Source organism: Nocardioides hankookensis, from assembly GCF_042658885.1.
GTDB classification, from domain to species: domain Bacteria; phylum Actinomycetota; class Actinomycetes; order Propionibacteriales; family Nocardioidaceae; genus Nocardioides; species Nocardioides hankookensis.
Window position 1 is genome coordinate 1,482,294 of record NZ_JBHSRJ010000004.1, and the last position, 16,665, is coordinate 1,498,958.

A 16,665-nucleotide genomic window follows, 5' to 3' on the forward strand; every position below is an offset into this window, starting at 1 on the left:
ACACATGGCAGGACGCATCCAGGGCCGGGTCGCGGTCGTCACCGGCGGTTGCTCGGGCATCGGCCTGGCGACGGTCCAGCGCTTCGTCGAGGAGGGCGCGAAGGTCGTCATCGGCGACATCGACGACCAGCGCGGGCACGAGCTCGTGGGCCAGCTCGGCGGGGCCGACATCGCGACGTACGTGCACGTCGACGTCACCTCCAAGGAGGAGGTCGATGCGCTGTTCAAGACGGCGAAGGACACCTACGGCTCGGTCGACATCGCCTTCAACAACGCCGGGATCAGCCCGCCGGAGGACGACTCGATCCTGGACACCGACCTCGACGCCTGGCGCAAGGTCCAGGAGGTCAACCTGACGAGCGTCTACCTCTGCTGCAAGGCGGCGCTGCCCTACATGCTCGAGCAGGGCAAGGGCTCGATCATCAACACGGCGTCGTTCGTGGCGGTGATGGGCGCGGCGACGTCGCAGATCTCCTACTCCGCCTCCAAGGGCGGGGTGCTGTCGATGACGCGCGAGCTCGGCGTGCAGTTCGCGCGCCAGGGCGTGCGGGTCAACGCGCTGTGCCCCGGGCCGGTCAACACCCCGCTCCTCCAGGAGCTCTTCGCCAAGGACGCGGAGCGCGCCGCCCGTCGGCTCGTGCACGTCCCGATGGGCCGCTTCGGCGAGCCCGAGGAGATGGCGTCCGCGGTGCTCTTCCTGGCCTCCGACGACTCCTCGTTCATGACCGCCAACACGTTCCTGGTCGACGGCGGCATCTCCGGGGCCTACGTCACTCCCCTCTGATGGCCGCACCCGTCATCGGGCTGACCACCTACCGCGAGGACGCGGCCTGGGGGGTCTGGCAGCAGCGCGCCGACCTGCTGCCGACGCAGTACGCCGCCGCCGTCGAGGCGACGGGCGGCGTACCGGTGCTGCTCGCACCTGTCGCGCAGACCGGTGCGGCCGACGCGGTCGTCGCCCGCCTCGACGGTCTGGTGATCAGTGGCGGCGCCGACGTCGACCCGGAGCGGTACGCCGACGCGGCGCACCCCCGCACCGCGGGATGGCGGCCCGACCGGGACGCGTGGGAGGTCGCTCTCCTCGACGCCGCCGAGGCGGTCGGGCTGCCGGTGCTCGGTGTCTGCCGCGGGATGCAGGTGATGGCCGTGCGCGCCGGCGGCTCCCTCGACCAGCACGTGCCGGACCTGGTCGGCCACGAGGGGCACTCCCCCGGCGGCGACGCGTTCGGCGCTGTCGACGTGGTGACCACGCCGGGCACCCGGGTCGCGGGGCTCGTGGGCGAGCGGCTCAGCGTGAACTGCCACCACCACCAGTCCGTGCGGACCCACCCCGGCTACGACGCCGTCGCGCACGCACCCGACGGCACCCTGGAGGCGATGGAGCTCAGTCAGCCTGGGGCGGGCGATCGCTTCTGCGTCGGCGTGCAGTGGCACCCGGAGACGGCCGCCGACGTCGGGCTGCTCGCCGGACTGGTGCGCGCCGCCGCGGCGTACGCTGCGGAGCGATGACCCTCGTCAGTGCCCACCGGTGCCTCACCCGTGACGACATCGAGGCGGCGATCGCGTTGGGCGCCGACTACGTCGAGTTCGACGTCCAACGGTGCGCCGACGGCTCGCTGGTCCTGCTGCACGACCCGGCCGACGTCGCACCGCCCGGGACGCTCGGGTACGCCGAGGCGCTCGACCTGCTCGCCGGTCGCGCCAAGCTGCACCTCGACCTCAAGGTTGAGGGCGGTGAGGTGCCGATCGTCGCCCAGGCGGTGGCGCGGCTGGGTGCGGACTCCCTGCTCGTGACCACCCTCGCGGACGACGGGGTGCGCGCCGTCCGCGACTGGTCCGACGCCGAGGGGCACGGCCTGCTGGTCGGGCTGTCGCTGGGGCGCGGCCTGCGCGACATCCCCGTCCTGCACGCGATCCGGGTGCGGCTCACCGAGCTGTTCCCGGCGGTCCGCTACCGCCTCTCCGGGGCGAATCTCGCGGTCGCGCACCACACGCTCGCGCGCCTGCACGTCCGCAGCTACGCCCGCCACCGCGGGTTCCCGCTCCTGGTGTGGACGGTCGACACCGAGGACTCCCTGCGCTACTGGCTCAAGCCGGGGCGCGCGTGGATGGTGACCACCAACCGACCCGAGGTAGCTCTGCGCCTGCGCAGCCCTGGAAGAATGCAGCCATGACGACCGGTGTCTTCGACGAGCTCGTCCCCGACGTCCTGGGCGAGCCCTACCTGGCCGAGACCATCTCGCTCCCGCCCGACGAGGAGGGACCCGTCGTCGCGACGCTCGTCGTACGACGGGCCGCCGAACCGACCACCAAGGCGGTCCTCTACGTCCACGGGTTCTGCGACTACTTCTTCCAGACGGCGTACGCCGAGTGGTGGAACGAGCGCGGCTACGACTTCTACGCGCTCGACCTGCGCAAGTACGGCCGCTCGCTGCGCCCGCACCAGACCCCCAACTACGTGACCGACCTGCGCGACCACTTCGGCGAGCTGGACGCGGCCTTCCACCGGGTCGCCGAGCGCGACGGCCACGACCACGTCGTGCTCACCGCCCACTCGACCGGCGGGCTGATCATGTCGCTCTGGGCCAACGAGCGGCAGCCCGCGGCTGCCGGCATGGTGCTCAACTCGCCCTGGCTCGACATGCAGGGCGGCCGCCTGATGCAGGGCCTCGGCACCTCGGTCGTCAAGCAGATCGGCGCCCGTCAGCCCAGCCGGCTGATCCCCCGCACGGTCGGCGGCCACTACGGCCGCAGCCTGCACGTGGACCACGCCGGCGAGTGGCCGTTCAACACGGACTGGAAGCCGCTCGACTCGTTCCCGGTCTCCTTCGGCTGGTTGAGCGCCATCCGGCGCGGTCACGCCGAGCTCCAGGCCGGTCTGGAGGTCGGCTGCCCGGTGCTCGTCCTGTCCTCGGGCGGGACCCGGTGGCCGAAGGAGATGGGCGACGACGTCCACAACTTCGACGTCGTCCTCGAGGTGCCCCAGATCCGCAAGTGGTCGACTGCCATCGGCCGCCACGTGACCTACATCGCGATCGAGGGTGCCCGCCACGACGTCGTGCTGTCGCTCCCCGGCCCCCGCGCCGCGGCGTACGCCGAGATCGACCGCTGGATGTCGACGTACGTCGACTGACTCGGCGTCAGCTGAACGGCTGACCGTCGAAGGTCTCGCGGGTCACGAACTCCTCGACCTCGTTGCGGCGCAGCCTGGTCAGCTCCTTGACCGGCTTGCCGATCGGGAGCACCGCGGCGACGGCGTACTCGTCCGGGATGCCGAGCAGGCCGCGCACGGCCGGCTCCTCCGCGGCAGCCATCGTGGTGATGGTGCCGCCGAAGCCCTCGTTGCGGGCGGCGAGCAGGATGTTCCAGACCATCGGGTAGACCGAGGCGCCGCTGATCACGCCGACCCGGTCGAGGTCCTGGTCGGTCGAGGCGACGACACCGAGGTCGACGCAGACGACGAGCACGGCGCCGGCGGTGAGGACCGACTTCGTGAACTGCTCCGGTACGTCGGTCGCGGCGATCTCGTCCTCCGTGGGGACGGGCGGCTCCAGGCTGTTCCACGGGCTCTGGCCGGCCTTGATCTGCGCGACGTAGCGACGGACGGCGGGCTTGTTCAGCTCGGCCAGCCGCTCCCGGGTCTGCTCGTCGCGCACGACGATGATCCGCACGCCCTGCCGGTTGCCGCCGCTCGGCGCGAACCGCGCATGGTCGAGGATCCGGTGCAGTGTCTGGTCGGGCAGCGGGTCGTCGGTGAACTCGCGGACTGCCGGGGTCGTGCGCATCACGTCGTACAGGTCCATGGGTCGAGCCTGTCACGCGCGCGGTCACCGGGCGACCGCTAGCGTGCAGGCCATGAACCCTGTGATCGGCCTCTCCCTCGGACGGATCGCGGTCGGCACCGCGGCGCTCGCCAACCCGCAGGCCGCGGCGCGGATCTTCCAGCTCGACCCGGTCTCGAACCCCCAGGTCCCTTACGTGACCCGGCTCTTCGGCTCCCGCGAGGTCGCCCTCGGCCTGGCGACGTTGCTGACCCGCGGCAAGGCCCAGAAGGGCCTCATCGGACTCGGCATCCTGGTCGACGCCGCGGACGCGGGCACCGGCTACCTCGCCATGCAGGACGGCTCGGTCTCCCGCAAGACCGCGATGACCCTGATCGCGCCCGCCGTCGGCGCGGTCGGCTCCGGTCTGCTCGGCCTGCTCAGGCGCTGACCTCGCGCCGGGCCGCCGCCGGCGACCCGGGTGTCGGGAACCACCGCCACACGACGGCCGACTGCCCCAAGGTCCACGTCGCGTTGCAGACCCAGTAGACGAGGAGCGCCACGGGCACGGCGCCGGCGACGACCAGCAGCCCGACGGCCGAGATCGCCGGCATCAGCTGCTGGACCCGCGCGACCGCGGCCGGGGCGTCCGCGAGGACGGTGTTGGGTGCGACCAGGTAGCGCTGCGTGACGTACGACAGCGCGGCCGCGCCACCGGCCAGGGCCGCGACCACGGCGAGGTGGGTCAGGCCACCGCCGAGGTAGCCGCGTTCGGCGAGCGGGATGCCCAGGACGGTCGCGCCTGGAGCTGGGGCCGGGCGCGGGCGGCGGCGTGGGCCTGGCGGACCCCGTGGACGGTGACGGGCAGCAGTGCCAGCCGGACCACGACGACGACGGCCGCGACGCAGAGCACCCAGGTGGCGCCTCCCGTCGGGTCGGCACCGAGGGCGGTCAGGCCGGTGTGGGCGGCGGCGATGACGGTGGCGAGGGCATGGGACAACGGATCGAGGACAGACATGACGGAGCTCCTGGAACGACGAGAGGTGGACGGGCCGGGGCTCGCGCGAGGCGCGAGCTTCAGCCGAGTCCAGGAGCGCGCGGTCGGAGCGGGTGGTGCGTGGGGTCCGTCACGCGACCCGCCAGCAGCGGCGTCCGCGCGTCAGACTCGACGAGGGCGACGGGCTGCGCGTAGCCGGCGACACAGACCTGGCGCAGCGTGTGCAGCACCAGTGCGGTGAGCGCCGCGAGCAGCGCGGCCGTGCCGACCGTCGGCGAGGCGGACACGGCGTTCCCGAGCAATCCGGCGGAGATCGAGGCGAGCAGCACGAGCAGCCGCGTCGCTCGGTCCGGTGCCCAGGTCACACCGCGATGCTACGCGCGCCGGCGTCAGGTGAGCAGGAAGACGCCGAGCGCCACGGTGCCGACCACCACGATGGCGACCCGCAGCCCGACGGGCGGCAGCCGCCGGCCGACGGTGGCACCGATCTGCCCGCCGATGACGGAACCGATGCCGATGATGAGCACGATCGCCCAGTCGACGTCGGCGACGACGGCGAAGATCAGCCCGGCGATCGCGTTCACGACGGCGGCGAGGACGTTCTTGATGCCGTTGAGGCGTTGGAGCGACTCGTCGACGCCGGTGCCGAGCACCGCCATCAGCAGCACGCCCTGGGCGGCCCCGAAGTAGCCGCCGTAGACACCGGTCGTCAGCACGCCCGGCCAGACCCACCAGGTGCCGTGGTAGGGCATGCCACCGGTCGCCTCGTGGCGGCGCGCGACCCAGGCGGAGATCCGGGGCTGGCAGACCACGAGCACCAGCCCGAGCACGATCAGCACCGGCACGATGGCCGTGAACGCGTCCGCCGGGAGCACGAGCAGCAGCACCGCCCCCGCCGTACCGCCCAGCAGCGAGGCGACGCTCAGCCGCAGCACCCGGGAGCGCTGCCCGGCGAGCTCGCGCCGGTAGCCGATCGCCCCCGAGACCGAGCCCGGCACCAGGCCGATGGTGTTGGAGACGTTGGCGGTGACCGGGGGTACGCCGAAGGCGAGCAGGGTCGGGAAGGTGATCAGGGTGCCGGAGCCCACGACCGTGTTGATGGTCCCGGCCGCGATCCCGGCGAGCAGGACCGCGACGACCTCGAAGAGACTCACGAAGCGGGCGGCTCCTCCGGAGGCGTCGGGGGCACCTCACCGGGGTCGACGGCGGGGTCGGTCTCCGTGGGCTGCGCGGCGGCACGGGGGTTCGCGGCCTGGGCCGCCTCCGCGATCGCCGCCTCGACGGCGGCGTTGGCCTTCTTGAGCTCGGAGTCGTGGAGGGCGCCGCTGCCGCCGACCTCGGCGCGCTCGGTGCTGCCCAGGTCGACCCGGGTCCTGGAGCCGGACGAGTGCTGCGGGATGCCGGCGAGGTCGGTCATCGTCGACCCCAGGCCCTCGAGCGCCTTGCCGATCTCGCTCGGGACGATCCAGAGCTTGTTGGCGCCGCCCTCCGCGATCTTCGGCATCATCTGGAGGTACTGGTAGGCCAGCAGCGACTGGTCCGGGTTGCCGTCGTGAATCGCCTGGAAGACGGTCTGGATGGCCTGGCCCTCACCCTGCGCCCGCAGGATCGACGACTCCCGGTCGGCCTGGGCGCGCAGGATCTGCGACTCCCGGTCGCCCTCGGCGTTCAGGATCGCGGACTGCTTGTTGCCCTCGGCGGTGAGGATCGCGGACTGGCGCTGGCCCTCGGCGGTGAGGATGGACGCACGCTTGTCGCGGTCGGCACGCATCTGCTTCTCCATCGCGTCCTTGATGGACGGCGGCGGGTCGATGCCCTTGATCTCCACGCGGTTGACGCGGATGCCCCACTTGCCGGTCGCCTCGTCGAGCACGCCGCGCAGTCCGGTGTTGATCTCCTCGCGGCTGGTCAGCGTCTGCTCGAGGTCCATGCCGCCGACGATGTTGCGCAGAGTGGTCATCGTGAGCTGCTCGACGGCCTGGATGTAGTTGGCGATCTCGTACGTCGCGGCGATGGGGTCGGTGACCTGGAACCAGATGACGGTGTCAATCGACACCACCAGGTTGTCCTCGGTGATGACCGGCTGCGGCGGGAAGCTGACGACCTGCTCGCGCAGGTCGATGACGTAGCGCACCTTGTCGATGAACGGCACGACGATGTTGAGGCCGGCGGGCAGCGTCTTGAGGTACTTGCCGAAGCGCTCGACCACGCCCGCCCGTGCCTGCGGGATGATCCGCACGGTCTTGGCCAGCAGCACCACCACGAAGAGCAGCAGCAGCGCCAGCAGGATCAGGATGGCGAGTGGCAAGACGGACTCCTTGGTTGTGGCGGACTAGATGTCGAGGCTGGGGATCGGGTGGACGTACGCCGTCGCGCCGCGGATCTCGAAGACCTCCACGGTCTCACCGACCTCGATCACGACGTTCTCGTCGTACGGCGCGGCGCTCCACGTCTCGCCGGCGAGCCTCATCTGGCCGACCACGAGACCGGTCATCCGCTGGGTGACGGTGCCGCGCTGGCCGACCAGCTTGTTGGTGCCGAGGACGAGGTCGGGGCCCTGGTGGAGACGGGCGACCAGCGACGGCCGGACCAGCGCGAGCATCGCGATCGCCGTGGCTGCCGCGACGATGATCTGCACGGCGACCCCGGCGCCGAGCGCTGCCGAGACGGCTCCGGCACCGGCGCCGACGGCGAGCATGATCAGGACCAGGTCGAGGCTCATCAGCTCGGCGATGCCGAGGAACGCCGCGATCCCGAGCCAGACCGCCCACGCGTGCTCGCTCAGCCAGTCCATGCTTCGACCCTACCGGTGTCGCGTCTGGCGCCGAGCGTTCCAGCGCCCGTCCTCGTGGTTGAGCACGAGGGGCATCCCGAACGTCGAGGAGAGGTTGGCCGCGGTCACGACCTCCTCGATCGGACCGGCCGAGACCACCTCGCCCCGACGGAGCAGGAGGGCGTGCGTGAAGCCCGGCGGGATCTCCTCGACGTGGTGCGACACGAGCACCGTCGCGGGCGAGTCCGGGTCGGCCGCGAGCACCGACAGCGTCGACACCAGGTCCTCGCGCCCGCCGAGATCGAGGCCGGCCGCGGGCTCGTCGAGCAGCAGCAGCTCGGGGTCCGCCATCAGGGCGCGCGCGATCTGGACCCGCTTGCGCTCCCCCTCGCTCAGGGTGCCGAAGGTGCGGTCGACGAGGTGGATGACGCCCACCTCGGTGAGCAGGTCGGTCGCGCGGCGGTGGTCGAGGTCGTCGTACGCCTCGCGCCAGCGGCCCACCACGCCGTACGACGCCGAGACGACGACGTCGTGGACGCGCTCGGCCCGCGGGATCCGCTCGGCGATCGCGGCGCTGGTGATCCCGATCCGCGGCCGCAGCTCGAAGACGTCGACCGACCCGAGGGCCTCGTCGAGGATCGTGGCCCGGCCCTCGGTCGGGTGGATCTGGGCACCCGCGACCTGGAGCAGCGTCGTCTTGCCGGCACCGTTGGGGCCGAGGATGACCCACCGCTCGTCGTCGTGGACCTCCCACGAGATCCGGTTGAGCAACGTGGCCTGTCCCCGCCGGATGGTCACCTCGGCGAAGTCCAGGACTGCTGTCATGCGGCACACCTTAGCGAGTGCTGGGTGAGGGCTTTCCGGCGTATCCTCACCCGCCGTGACCACTGAGCTGCCCGCCTCCGCACGACTCGCCTGGTGGGGTACGGCGTGGCTGCGCGGTCATGTCGTCACCGACCTGGTGGTCGACGCCGTGCTGGGTGACGACGCGACGCACGCCGTCGCCGGCCTGCCGGGCGCCGAGGGCACGCAGACGCTGGTCGCCGCGCTGGGCCGGCTCCGCGCGGCCGGCGCGACCTCGCTCGGCGCGGCGTTCCCGGCCGAGGGCGACCCGGTCGGGCTGGGGGGTCCCGGGGCGTTCAACGCGGACGCGCTCGAGGCCGGCGAGGCCGTCGTCGTCGCAGGCGCCGAGCTGGGGCTGGTCCCCTCGCGCGCGGGCGCGGCGACCACCTGGACGGTGCATCCGGCGGCCCGACGTCAGCTGCCCGACGTGGGTGAGGCCGACCGCGCGCTCCGCACCGCCCTCGTCGAGTCAGCCAACGAGCTGGCCCGCCTCGACGTCGCCCGCTGGCGCCCCGAGGTCGCCGACGAGCTGCTCAACCTGCGACACCGCGCGTCGGTCGTCGCGCCGGCCGGGACGCCGGCACGCTGCGTCGACCTCGCCGCCCGCGCGCTCCAGGCGCTCGGCATCGCCGAGCTCGCGCTCCAGGACGACGGCGGCGCCGTCAGTGCCTCCGAGATCGCGGCCCGGGAGGCGGCGCTGCGTCCCCTCGCCCGGGCAGGACGCCGGGCGCTGGTGGCCGCCTGCTCGCCCGAGGTCTGGCCCGACTAGCACCGACCCGTCACGCCGAGGACCAGACGCCCAGCTCGTTGCCGGCCGGATCGGCGAAGTGGAAGCGGCGTCCGCCGGGGAACTCGTAGGGCTCCTCGACCACCGTGCCCCCGGCCGCGCGCACGGCCGCGACGGTGGCGTCGAGGTCCTCGGAGTAGAGGAGGACCAGCGGACCTCCGACGGCGGCGTGCGTCGCTGAGCTCAGTCCGCCGACCTCTCCCCCGTCGTCGCCACCGCGGATGCCGGCGTACTCAGGTCCGTAGTCGTTGAAGGCCCAGCCGAACGCCTGCTCGTAGAAGGCGCGGGTCTCGGCCATCGAGCGACCGACACTCAGCTCGACGTAGTCGATCGTGTGATGGATGTTGGTCATGCGCCGAATGTAGGACGGGCCACCGACACTCGGCCGACCAGCGATAGCGTTGCCGACTGATGACTGACGTGCACCCGGGCGAGAAGCCGGAGACCCTGCTCATCACGCTGTCGGGCAAGGACCGACCGGGCGTGACCTCCTCGGTGTTCACCGCCCTCTCCGGCGCCGGTGTCGAGGTGCTCGACCTCGAGCAGATCGTGCTCCGCGGGCGGTTGATCCTGGGCATCCTGGTGACCGCGCCGCGCAACGCCAAGAAGGTGCGCGCCGCCGTCGACGAGACCGCCGAGTCGCTCGGCATGAGCGTCGACGTCGACCGCGGCGTCGGCGACAACAAGGCCCGGGCCGAGGGTCGTTCGCACGTGACGATCATCGGCTCGCCGCTGCGGGCCTCGGCGATGGCGGCCGTCGCCGGGCGGATCGCGGACGCCGGCGCCAACATCGACCGGATCGAGCGAATGGCGCGCTACCCCGTCACCGCGATCGACCTGCACGTCTCCGGCGCCGACACCGACGCGCTGCGCACCGTGCTCGCCGGCGAGGCCGCCAGCCACGGCATCGACATCGCCGTCCAGCGCGCCAACCTGCTCCGCCGAGGCACCCGGCTGATCGTGATGGACGTCGACTCGACCCTGATCCAGGGCGAGGTGATCGAGATGCTCGCCGCGCACGCCGGCTACGAGGCCGAGGTCGCCGCCGTCACCGCCGCGGCGATGGGAGGTGAGCTCGACTTCGAGGAGTCGCTGCGCTCCCGCGTGGCGCTGCTCGCCGGCGTACCCGCCAGCGCGCTCGACGAGGTGTACGACGCCATCGTGCTCGCCCCCGGCGCCCGCACCCTGGTGCGCACCCTGCGCCGCCTGGGATACCGCTTCGCGCTCGTCTCGGGCGGCTTCAGCCAGCTCGTCGACCGGCTCGCCGACGACCTCGGCATCCACTTCTCGCGCGCCAACGAGCTCGAGATCGTCGACGGGGTGCTCACCGGCCGGATCGTCGGGCCCGTCGTGGACCGGGCCGGCAAGGCGGCCGCGCTGCGTGAGTTCGCCGCCGAGATCGGCGTCTCCGAGGCCGCGACGATCGCCATCGGCGACGGCGCCAACGACCTCGACATGCTCAACGCGGCCGGCCTCGGCATCGCCTACAACGCCAAGCCGATGGTCCGCGACGCCGCTGACACCTCGGTCAACGTGCCCTACCTCGACACGATCATGTACCTGCTCGGCATCTCCCGCGAGGAGATCGTCGCCGCCGACGCCGAGGCCGGGATCGTGACGCCGGCTCCGCCGGTCTGACGTCGTTTGGTCACCAACCGCAGATCCGAGGGCCGGAGGTCAGGCCCGCCCGACGTGGAACGCCTCGAGCCGGGCGGTGCCCTCACCGAGGTCGGCCCAGGCGCCGTCGTAGGAGAACACAGCGACCGCGCTGGTCGGGAAGTCGCCGGCCATCGACGCCGCGACGTCGGCGTCCCCGGTGCCGTCGTCCAGCACCTGGGCGAGCACGGCCATCGTCGGGTTGTGGCCGATGACCACGAGCCGCTCGACCCGGTCGTCGACCAGGCGGACCAGGTCGAGCGCGGTCTCCGGGCCGGCGGCGTACAGCCCGCGGTCCAGCTCCGGCGACAGCGACCAGCCGGCGCCGGACGCGACCGCGGCCCAGGTCTCCTGGGTCCGCAGCGCGGCGGAGACGAGCGCGTGGTCGGGGGTGATGCCCTCGCCGGCCAGCCAGGCTCCGGCGGCGGCACCGTCGAGACGGCCGCGCTCGGCGAGCGGCCGGTCGAAGTCGGTCGGCCCGGCCTGCTCGGCCTTCGCGTGCCGCATCACCACCAGCTGGCGGGACACCTCAGGCACCCATGGCGTGCAGACCGCCGTCCACGTGGATGATCTCGCCGGTCGTGGCCGGGAAGAAGTCGGACAGCAGCGCGCAGACCGCCCGCGCCGTCGGGTCCTGGTCGGTGTTGTCCCAGCCGAGCGGCGCGCGGTCGCTCCACATCGACTCGAGGTCCTCGAACCCGGGGATCGCCTTCGCCGCGAGCGTCTTGAGCGGTCCGGCCGAGACCAGGTTGGAGCGGATGCCGTGCGGCCCGAGGTCGCGCGCGAGGTAGCGCGACGTGGACTCGAGCGCTGCCTTGGCGACGCCCATCCAGTCGTACGCCGGCCACGCGACGGTCGCGTCGAAGGTCAGCCCGACGATCGAGCCGCCCGGTCCCATCAGCGGGCGGGTCGCCTCGGCGAGCGACTTCAGCGAGTACGCCGAGACCTGCACCGCCTGCGCCACGTCGGGCCAGGGCCCGGTGAGGAACTTGCCGCCGAGGAGCGTCTCCGGGTTGCCGAAGGCGATGGAGTGCACGACGCCGTCGAGCCCGTCGACGTGCTCGCGCACCTGCGCCTCGAGCCCGGCGAGGTGGTCCTCGTCGGTGACGTCCAGCTCGAGCACGGGCGGCTCGACCGGCAGCCGCTTCGCGATCCGGCGGGTGATGCCGAGGGCACGCCCGAAGTTGGAGATCAGCACGGTCGCGCCCTGCTCCTGCGCGACCTTCGCGGTGGCGAAGCCGATCGAGCTGTCCATCGTCACGCCGGCGACGAGGATCCGCTTGCCGTCCAGGATGCCTGCCATGTCAGTGCCCCATTCCGAGTCCACCGTCGACCGGGATCACTGCCCCGGTGACGTACGCCGCGCCGGGGCCGGTCAGCCACAGCACCGTCTCCGCGATCTCGTCGACCGCGCCGTACCGCCCCAGCGGCACCTGCGCGAGGATCGCGGCCTTCTGCTCGTCGGTGAGCACCCCGGTCATGTCGGTCTCGATGAAGCCGGGGGCGACCACGTTCGCGGTGATCGACCGGGAGCCGAGCTCCCGCGCGATCGAGCGGGCCATGCCGACCAGGCCGGACTTCGACGCCGCGTAGTTGACCTGGCCCGCCGACCCGGTCAGACCGACGACCGAGGAGATGAAGACGATCCGGCCACGCCGCAGGCGCAGCATGCCCTTGGAGGCACGCTTCGCCAGCCGGAACGAGCCGGTCAGGTTGGTGTCGATCACCGACGACCAGTCGTCGTCGGACATCCGCAGCAGCAGGGTGTCGGCCGTGATGCCCGCGTTCGCGACCAGCACCTCGACGGGGCCGTGCGCCTCCTCGATCTGCGCGAAGGCCGCGTCGACCTGGCCCGCGTCGGTGATGTCGCACCGTACGTCGAGCGCGCCCTCGGGTGCTCCCCCGCTGCGCGTGGTGACGGCGACCCGGTCGCCGTTCGCCACGAAGGCCTCGGCGATCGCGCGGCCGATGCCGCGGTTGCCGCCGGTGACCAGGACGGATCTCGCTTCAGAGTCGCTCACGTCGGCGACGTTATCGATTACCACTCAGTAGTCCGAAACAGTCCGGTCGTCGGATGGGTTTCGAGACGCCGGTCGCGACCTCCTGCGTCGGTCGCGCGGCTCCTCAACCTCGCTGCTGGATCTCGGCCTTCGCAAGCTCAGACCGAGGCAGCAGATCACTCGTCCTCGAGGCGGAAGCCGACCTTCAGGCCGACCTGGAAGTGCTCGACCTGGCCGTCCTTGATCTGGCCGCGGACCTGGGTCATCTCGAACCAGTCGAGGTGGCGCAGCGTCCTGCCCGCCCGGTCGACGGCGTTGCGGATGGCGGCGTCGATGCCGTCGGGCGAGGTGCCGACGATCTCGGTGACGCGGTAGGTGCGGTTCGTCATGGTGAGCCTCCGATGCTGGCCCGGGGGTAGGCCGGGGAGACCGAGACTAGCGACGTACAGTTGCAGACATGGCCCGGGACCTGCGCAGACGGCAGGACGAGGCGGTCCGCATCACCACGGCCGCGTCGAACCGCAGCGACGACATCGCGACCCGCCAGAAGCGCTACCTCATCTCGATGACGCTGCGCTCGCTCTGCTTCGTCGGGGCGATCATCGCCGCGCTGGCCGGCATCGGCTGGCTGTGGCCGATCCTGATCGCCGGGGCGCTGATCCTCCCGTACATCGCCGTCGTGATGGCGAACGCCGTGATGACCAAGAACGACGGGGTGGACCTGCTCGACGGCCGGTACGTCCCCGAGCTCGGCGCGGGTGCCGACCGGCACCGGAGCGACGACACGTCGGGTGAGGGCACCCCTCATCCTTGACTTCACCCGACTGGGTGACAGAATCCACCGCGAGCCGGGTCTCCCCCGTCCTGGCTCACTGTGGTGCCGGACGGCTTCCCCCGTGGCTGTCTGGCACCACTCCACATTTCGGGAAGACATCTCGGGCCCACCTGGGAGGAGGACGCCATGACGGACGTCGACATCTGCTCGGCCAAGGGCTGCCAGCAGCCGGCTACCTGGGAGCTGCTCTGGAACAACCCCAAGCTGCACACCCCCGACCGGCGCAAGACCTGGTTGGCCTGCGACGACCACAAGCAGTCGCTCAGCGACTTCCTCGGCGCCCGTCAGTTCCTGAAGGACGTCGTCCCCCACTGACCGCTCTCAACCGCCGATGGCGGACATCGGGCGGTCGGGCTGGAGGAACGTGGGGTCGTCGATGCCGTGACCGGCGCGCTTGCCGCGCATGGCCACCACCCAACGCTCCGCGATGTCGTCGTCGGAGGCACCGGACCGCAGCGCCCCGCGCAGGTCGGACTCCTCCCGGGCGAACAGGCAGTTGCGGATCTGGCCGTCGGCGGTGAGCCGGACCCGGTCGCAGTCACCGCAGAAGGGCCGGGTCACCGACGCGATCACGCCGACGGTGCCGGGGCCGCCGTCGACCCGGAACAGCTCGGCCGGGGCGCTGCCGCGCGGCTCCTCGGCGGGCTTGAGGACGAACTCGGCCTCGAGCGCCATCAGGATCTCCTCGGCGGTCACCATGCCCTCGCGCGACCAGCCGTGCTGGGCGTCCAGCGGCATCTGCTCGATGAAGCGCAGCTCGTAGCCCTCGTCGAGCGCCCAGTGCAGCAGCTCGGGCGCCTGGTCGTCGTTGACGCCGCGCATCAGCACGGCGTTCACCTTCACCGGACCGAGACCAGCGGCCTGGGCGGCGCGCAGGCCTGCCAGCACGTCGTGGAGCCGGTCGCGCCGGGTGATCTCGTGGAAGCTCTCGCGGCGGATGCTGTCGAGGCTGACGTTGACCCGGTCCAGGCCCGCGCCGGCAAGGGCGTCGGCCATCCGCGCGAGGCCGAGCGCGTTGGTCGTCAGCGAGGTCTCGACGCCCAGCTCGTGGGTACGCCGGACGATGTCGACCAGGCCGCGGCGTACCAGCGGCTCACCGCCGGTGAACCGGACCTCGCGGATGCCGAGCTGCTCGACCCCGATCCGGACCAGCCGGACGATCTCGTCCTCGGTGAGCACGGACTCGTCCGGCAGCCAGTCGAGGCCCTCCGCCGGCATGCAGTAGCTGCAGCGCAGGTTGCACCGGTCGGTCAGCGAGACCCGCAGGTCCGTCGCCACTCGGCCGAAGCGGTCCTCGAGGCGCTGTGTCGTCATCACCACAGTCTAGTGACGACTCCTGAGGGCGGACCCGCAGCGCGCCCGGGCGCCGACTAGCCTCGACCCGTGCGGTCGTGGCGGTTCCTCCTCAGTCGGCGGTGGCTGCTCTTCGCCGTGGTCGTCGTGCTGCTCTGCTACGCCGCCTGGTGGCTCGGCCAGTGGCAGTTCCACCGCCTCCACGACCGCAAGGCCAGCAACGCCGTCGTGCGCGCCAACGAGGACCGCGCACCGTCCCCGGTGGGCGACGTGCTGGCCCCCGGACGTCCGGTCCAGGACGACGACGAGTGGCGCCAGGTCACCGCGACCGGCACCTACGACACCGACAACACCGTCATCGTGCGCTACCGCACCCGCGACGGCGCGTCCGGCATCGACGTCGTCGTCCCGCTGGTCACCGACGACGGGGCCACGCTGCTCGTCGACCGGGGATGGCTGGCCTCTGACAACGAGGGCACCAGCCCCGACGACGTGCCGGCACCGCCGGACGGCGAGACCACCGTCGAGGGCTGGGTGCGTGCCGACGCCGACGGCGACAGCACCAAGGTCAGCGACCACTCGACCCGCGCGATCTCGAGCGAGGCCATCGGCACGGCCATCGACCACGAGGTGTACGGCGGCTTCGTCGTCCTCGACACCGAGAACGGCCAGGCCGCCGACGGGCTCGAGCCGGTCGAGCTCCCCGAGCTCGACAACGGCCCGCACTTCTTCTACGGGCTCCAGTGGTGGTTCTTCGGGCTGCTCGCGCTCTTCGGCTTCGGCTACCTGGCCTGGGACGAGTGGCGCTCCCAGCGCCGCGACGAGCCGTCGGCGCGCGAGGGTGCGATCTCCGCGCGCAAGACGAAGCAGGCGGCCAAGAACGCCCACAAGCAGGCCGTGAAGGCGGCGTACCAGAAGGCGTACGCCGAGGAGCGCGCCGCGCGCGAGGCGCACCGCGAGGCTCAGAGGGCGCGCAGCATGCCGCCGTCGACGGGCAGCATCACGCCCGACACGAACGACGCGGCCGGCGACAGCACGAAGGCCGCGACCCGGCCGAACTCCTCCGGCTCCCCGTAGCGGCGCAGCGGGATCGACGCGACCGCAGCCGTGCGAGCGGCCTCGGCGTCCCCGCTCGCGGCGTCCAGCTCGGAGACCCGCTCCGTGGCCACCCGGCCGGGCAGGAGCCCGTTGACGCGGACGCCGGCGGGGCCGAGCTCGTCGGCCAGGGTCTTGGCGACCATCGCGAGCCCGGGACGCAGACCGTTGGAGACGGCCATGTCCGCCAGCGGGGCGCGCACGCTCGACGACAGCACGAAGGCGAGGGAGCCGCCGTGCGGCAGCGCCGCGCCGATCTCCCGGCCGAGGCGCACGGCCCCCAGGAAGACCGACTCGAACGCCGCGGTCCACTGGTCGTCGGTGACCCCGGTGACCGGTCCCTGGGGCGGGCCACCGACGCTGATCAGGGCGCCGTCGAGCCGGCCCCACCGCTCCGTGGCGGCCGCGACCAGCCGCGCCGGCGTGGCCGGGTCGGCGTTGTCGGCGACGACCGTCTCGGCCGCGTCGCCCAGCACGGTCCGCGCCGCGTCGAGGCTCCCCGCGCTGCGCCCGGAGAGGACGACACGAGCGCCCTCGGCCACCAGCGCGTCGGCAGTCGCACGACCCAGGCCGCGAGCCCCGCCGGTGACGATGTAGACGCGGTCGGCGAGCTCGAGGTCCATGC

Annotated in this window: 25 protein-coding genes; 10 read left to right on the forward strand and 15 right to left on the reverse strand. The window is 72.3% G+C overall.

Going from position 1 to position 16,665, the window contains the following annotated elements:
* The first annotated feature begins 4 nt into the window (after positions 1-4).
* Genes ACFPYL_RS13640 through ACFPYL_RS13655 form a run of 4 tightly spaced genes read left to right on the forward strand, consistent with a single transcriptional unit; the run spans position 5 to position 3,133 of the window.
* Positions 5-784: a 3-oxoacyl-ACP reductase gene (locus tag ACFPYL_RS13640; RefSeq protein WP_379154949.1), complete on the forward strand. Its 780-nt coding sequence runs from the start codon at positions 5-7 to the stop codon at positions 782-784.
* Positions 784-1,509: a gamma-glutamyl-gamma-aminobutyrate hydrolase family protein gene (locus tag ACFPYL_RS13645; protein WP_379154952.1), complete on the forward strand. Its 726-nt coding sequence runs from the start codon at positions 784-786 to the stop codon at positions 1,507-1,509. The genes ACFPYL_RS13640 and ACFPYL_RS13645 overlap by 1 nt, the downstream gene beginning before the upstream one ends.
* Complete coding sequence (locus ACFPYL_RS13650; RefSeq protein ID WP_379154955.1) at positions 1,506-2,174, forward strand: glycerophosphodiester phosphodiesterase; 669 nt, start codon at positions 1,506-1,508, stop codon at positions 2,172-2,174. Before ACFPYL_RS13645 ends, ACFPYL_RS13650 begins: the two co-directional genes overlap by 4 nt.
* On the forward strand, positions 2,171-3,133 hold the full coding sequence (locus ACFPYL_RS13655; protein WP_379154958.1) for an alpha/beta hydrolase: 963 nt from the start codon (positions 2,171-2,173) through the stop codon (positions 3,131-3,133). Before ACFPYL_RS13650 ends, ACFPYL_RS13655 begins: the two co-directional genes overlap by 4 nt.
* A 7-nt stretch (positions 3,134-3,140) precedes the next feature.
* Here the strand turns inward: ACFPYL_RS13655 and ACFPYL_RS13660 are convergent, their stop codons facing one another.
* Complete coding sequence (locus ACFPYL_RS13660; RefSeq protein WP_379154961.1) at positions 3,141-3,803, reverse strand: nitroreductase family protein; 663 nt, start codon at positions 3,801-3,803, stop codon at positions 3,141-3,143.
* 52 nt (positions 3,804-3,855) lie between these two features.
* Here ACFPYL_RS13660 and ACFPYL_RS13665 point away from each other — a divergent pair, with 52 nt between their 5' ends.
* Positions 3,856-4,212, forward strand: coding sequence for a DUF4267 domain-containing protein (locus tag ACFPYL_RS13665; protein WP_379154964.1), 357 nt, complete (start codon positions 3,856-3,858; stop codon positions 4,210-4,212).
* Here ACFPYL_RS13665 and ACFPYL_RS13670 read toward each other — a convergent pair.
* From ACFPYL_RS13670 to ACFPYL_RS13700, 7 genes are read right to left on the reverse strand one after another with little or no spacing between them, the layout of a single operon-like run.
* Complete coding sequence (locus ACFPYL_RS13670) at positions 4,202-4,495, reverse strand: hypothetical protein (RefSeq protein ID WP_379154967.1); 294 nt, start codon at positions 4,493-4,495, stop codon at positions 4,202-4,204. The two genes, ACFPYL_RS13665 and ACFPYL_RS13670, sit on opposite strands and share 11 nt — an antisense overlap.
* Before the next feature lie 11 nt (positions 4,496-4,506).
* The gene (locus tag ACFPYL_RS13675; RefSeq protein ID WP_379154970.1) at positions 4,507-4,779 is read right to left on the reverse strand and encodes a hypothetical protein; all 273 of its coding nucleotides are present in this window, start codon (positions 4,777-4,779) and stop codon (positions 4,507-4,509) included.
* Between the two features lie 59 nt (positions 4,780-4,838).
* Positions 4,839-5,123: a hypothetical protein gene (locus ACFPYL_RS13680; RefSeq protein ID WP_379154973.1), complete on the reverse strand. Its 285-nt coding sequence runs from the start codon at positions 5,121-5,123 to the stop codon at positions 4,839-4,841.
* A 24-nt stretch (positions 5,124-5,147) separates the two neighbouring features.
* Positions 5,148-5,912 (reverse strand): sulfite exporter TauE/SafE family protein, encoded by a 765-nt coding sequence (locus ACFPYL_RS13685; RefSeq protein WP_379154975.1) that lies wholly within the window; start codon positions 5,910-5,912, stop codon positions 5,148-5,150.
* Complete coding sequence (locus ACFPYL_RS13690) at positions 5,909-7,066, reverse strand: SPFH domain-containing protein (RefSeq protein WP_379154978.1); 1,158 nt, start codon at positions 7,064-7,066, stop codon at positions 5,909-5,911. Before ACFPYL_RS13690 ends, ACFPYL_RS13685 begins: the two co-directional genes overlap by 4 nt.
* Before the next feature lie 24 nt (positions 7,067-7,090).
* Positions 7,091-7,552 carry an NfeD family protein gene (locus ACFPYL_RS13695; RefSeq protein WP_379154981.1) on the reverse strand — a complete coding sequence of 154 codons (462 nt, stop codon included), beginning with the start codon at positions 7,550-7,552 and terminating at the stop codon, positions 7,091-7,093.
* Positions 7,553-7,561: 9 nt separating this feature from the next.
* Entirely contained in the window at positions 7,562-8,356 is a 795-nt protein-coding gene (locus tag ACFPYL_RS13700; RefSeq protein ID WP_379154984.1) for an ABC transporter ATP-binding protein, read from the reverse strand.
* A 55-nt stretch (positions 8,357-8,411) separates the two neighbouring features.
* Between ACFPYL_RS13700 and ACFPYL_RS13705 the strand changes: the two genes are divergently transcribed.
* Positions 8,412-9,143: a hypothetical protein gene (locus ACFPYL_RS13705; protein WP_379154987.1), complete on the forward strand. Its 732-nt coding sequence runs from the start codon at positions 8,412-8,414 to the stop codon at positions 9,141-9,143.
* A gap of 10 nt (positions 9,144-9,153) precedes the next feature.
* On the opposite strand, the gene ACFPYL_RS13710 is transcribed toward ACFPYL_RS13705, so the two are convergent.
* On the reverse strand, positions 9,154-9,513 hold the full coding sequence (locus ACFPYL_RS13710; RefSeq protein WP_379154990.1) for a VOC family protein: 360 nt from the start codon (positions 9,511-9,513) through the stop codon (positions 9,154-9,156).
* 59 nt (positions 9,514-9,572) lie between these two features.
* Here ACFPYL_RS13710 and serB point away from each other — a divergent pair, with 59 nt between their 5' ends.
* The gene (gene serB, locus ACFPYL_RS13715) at positions 9,573-10,799 is read left to right on the forward strand and encodes a phosphoserine phosphatase SerB (protein ID WP_379154993.1); all 1,227 of its coding nucleotides are present in this window, start codon (positions 9,573-9,575) and stop codon (positions 10,797-10,799) included.
* 39 nt (positions 10,800-10,838) lie between these two features.
* Here serB and ACFPYL_RS13720 read toward each other — a convergent pair whose 3' ends face one another.
* From ACFPYL_RS13720 to ACFPYL_RS13735, 4 genes are all read right to left on the reverse strand, one after another.
* Positions 10,839-11,345 carry a SixA phosphatase family protein gene (locus ACFPYL_RS13720; RefSeq protein WP_379154996.1) on the reverse strand — a complete coding sequence of 169 codons (507 nt, stop codon included), beginning with the start codon at positions 11,343-11,345 and terminating at the stop codon, positions 10,839-10,841.
* Position 11,346: 1 nt separating this feature from the next.
* Positions 11,347-12,120 carry an enoyl-ACP reductase FabI gene (gene fabI / locus ACFPYL_RS13725; RefSeq protein WP_379154999.1) on the reverse strand — a complete coding sequence of 258 codons (774 nt, stop codon included), beginning with the start codon at positions 12,118-12,120 and terminating at the stop codon, positions 11,347-11,349.
* A gap of 1 nt (position 12,121) precedes the next feature.
* Positions 12,122-12,838, reverse strand: a complete 717-nt coding sequence (gene fabG / locus ACFPYL_RS13730; RefSeq protein ID WP_379155002.1) for a 3-oxoacyl-ACP reductase FabG — start codon at positions 12,836-12,838, stop codon at positions 12,122-12,124.
* A gap of 155 nt (positions 12,839-12,993) precedes the next feature.
* Complete coding sequence (locus ACFPYL_RS13735) at positions 12,994-13,206, reverse strand: dodecin (protein WP_379155005.1); 213 nt, start codon at positions 13,204-13,206, stop codon at positions 12,994-12,996.
* 68 nt (positions 13,207-13,274) lie between these two features.
* On the opposite strand from ACFPYL_RS13735, the gene ACFPYL_RS13740 reads away from it, so the two are divergent.
* The gene (locus ACFPYL_RS13740) at positions 13,275-13,631 is read left to right on the forward strand and encodes a DUF3099 domain-containing protein (protein ID WP_379155007.1); all 357 of its coding nucleotides are present in this window, start codon (positions 13,275-13,277) and stop codon (positions 13,629-13,631) included.
* A gap of 147 nt (positions 13,632-13,778) precedes the next feature.
* Positions 13,779-13,967 (forward strand): acetone carboxylase, encoded by a 189-nt coding sequence (locus ACFPYL_RS13745; protein WP_379155010.1) that lies wholly within the window; start codon positions 13,779-13,781, stop codon positions 13,965-13,967.
* A gap of 6 nt (positions 13,968-13,973) precedes the next feature.
* Here the strand turns inward: ACFPYL_RS13745 and moaA are convergent, their stop codons facing one another.
* A complete protein-coding gene (gene moaA / locus ACFPYL_RS13750; RefSeq protein WP_379155013.1) occupies positions 13,974-14,966 on the reverse strand; it encodes a GTP 3',8-cyclase MoaA in 993 nt (330 codons plus the stop codon).
* 69 nt (positions 14,967-15,035) lie between these two features.
* Here moaA and ACFPYL_RS13755 point away from each other — a divergent pair, with 69 nt between their 5' ends.
* Positions 15,036-16,022, forward strand: a complete 987-nt coding sequence (locus tag ACFPYL_RS13755) for an SURF1 family cytochrome oxidase biogenesis protein (protein ID WP_379155016.1) — start codon at positions 15,036-15,038, stop codon at positions 16,020-16,022.
* Here ACFPYL_RS13755 and ACFPYL_RS13760 read toward each other — a convergent pair.
* Positions 15,908-16,663, reverse strand: a complete 756-nt coding sequence (locus ACFPYL_RS13760; protein WP_379155019.1) for an SDR family oxidoreductase — start codon at positions 16,661-16,663, stop codon at positions 15,908-15,910. The two genes, ACFPYL_RS13755 and ACFPYL_RS13760, sit on opposite strands and share 115 nt — an antisense overlap.
* Positions 16,664-16,665: the final 2 nt, after the last annotated feature.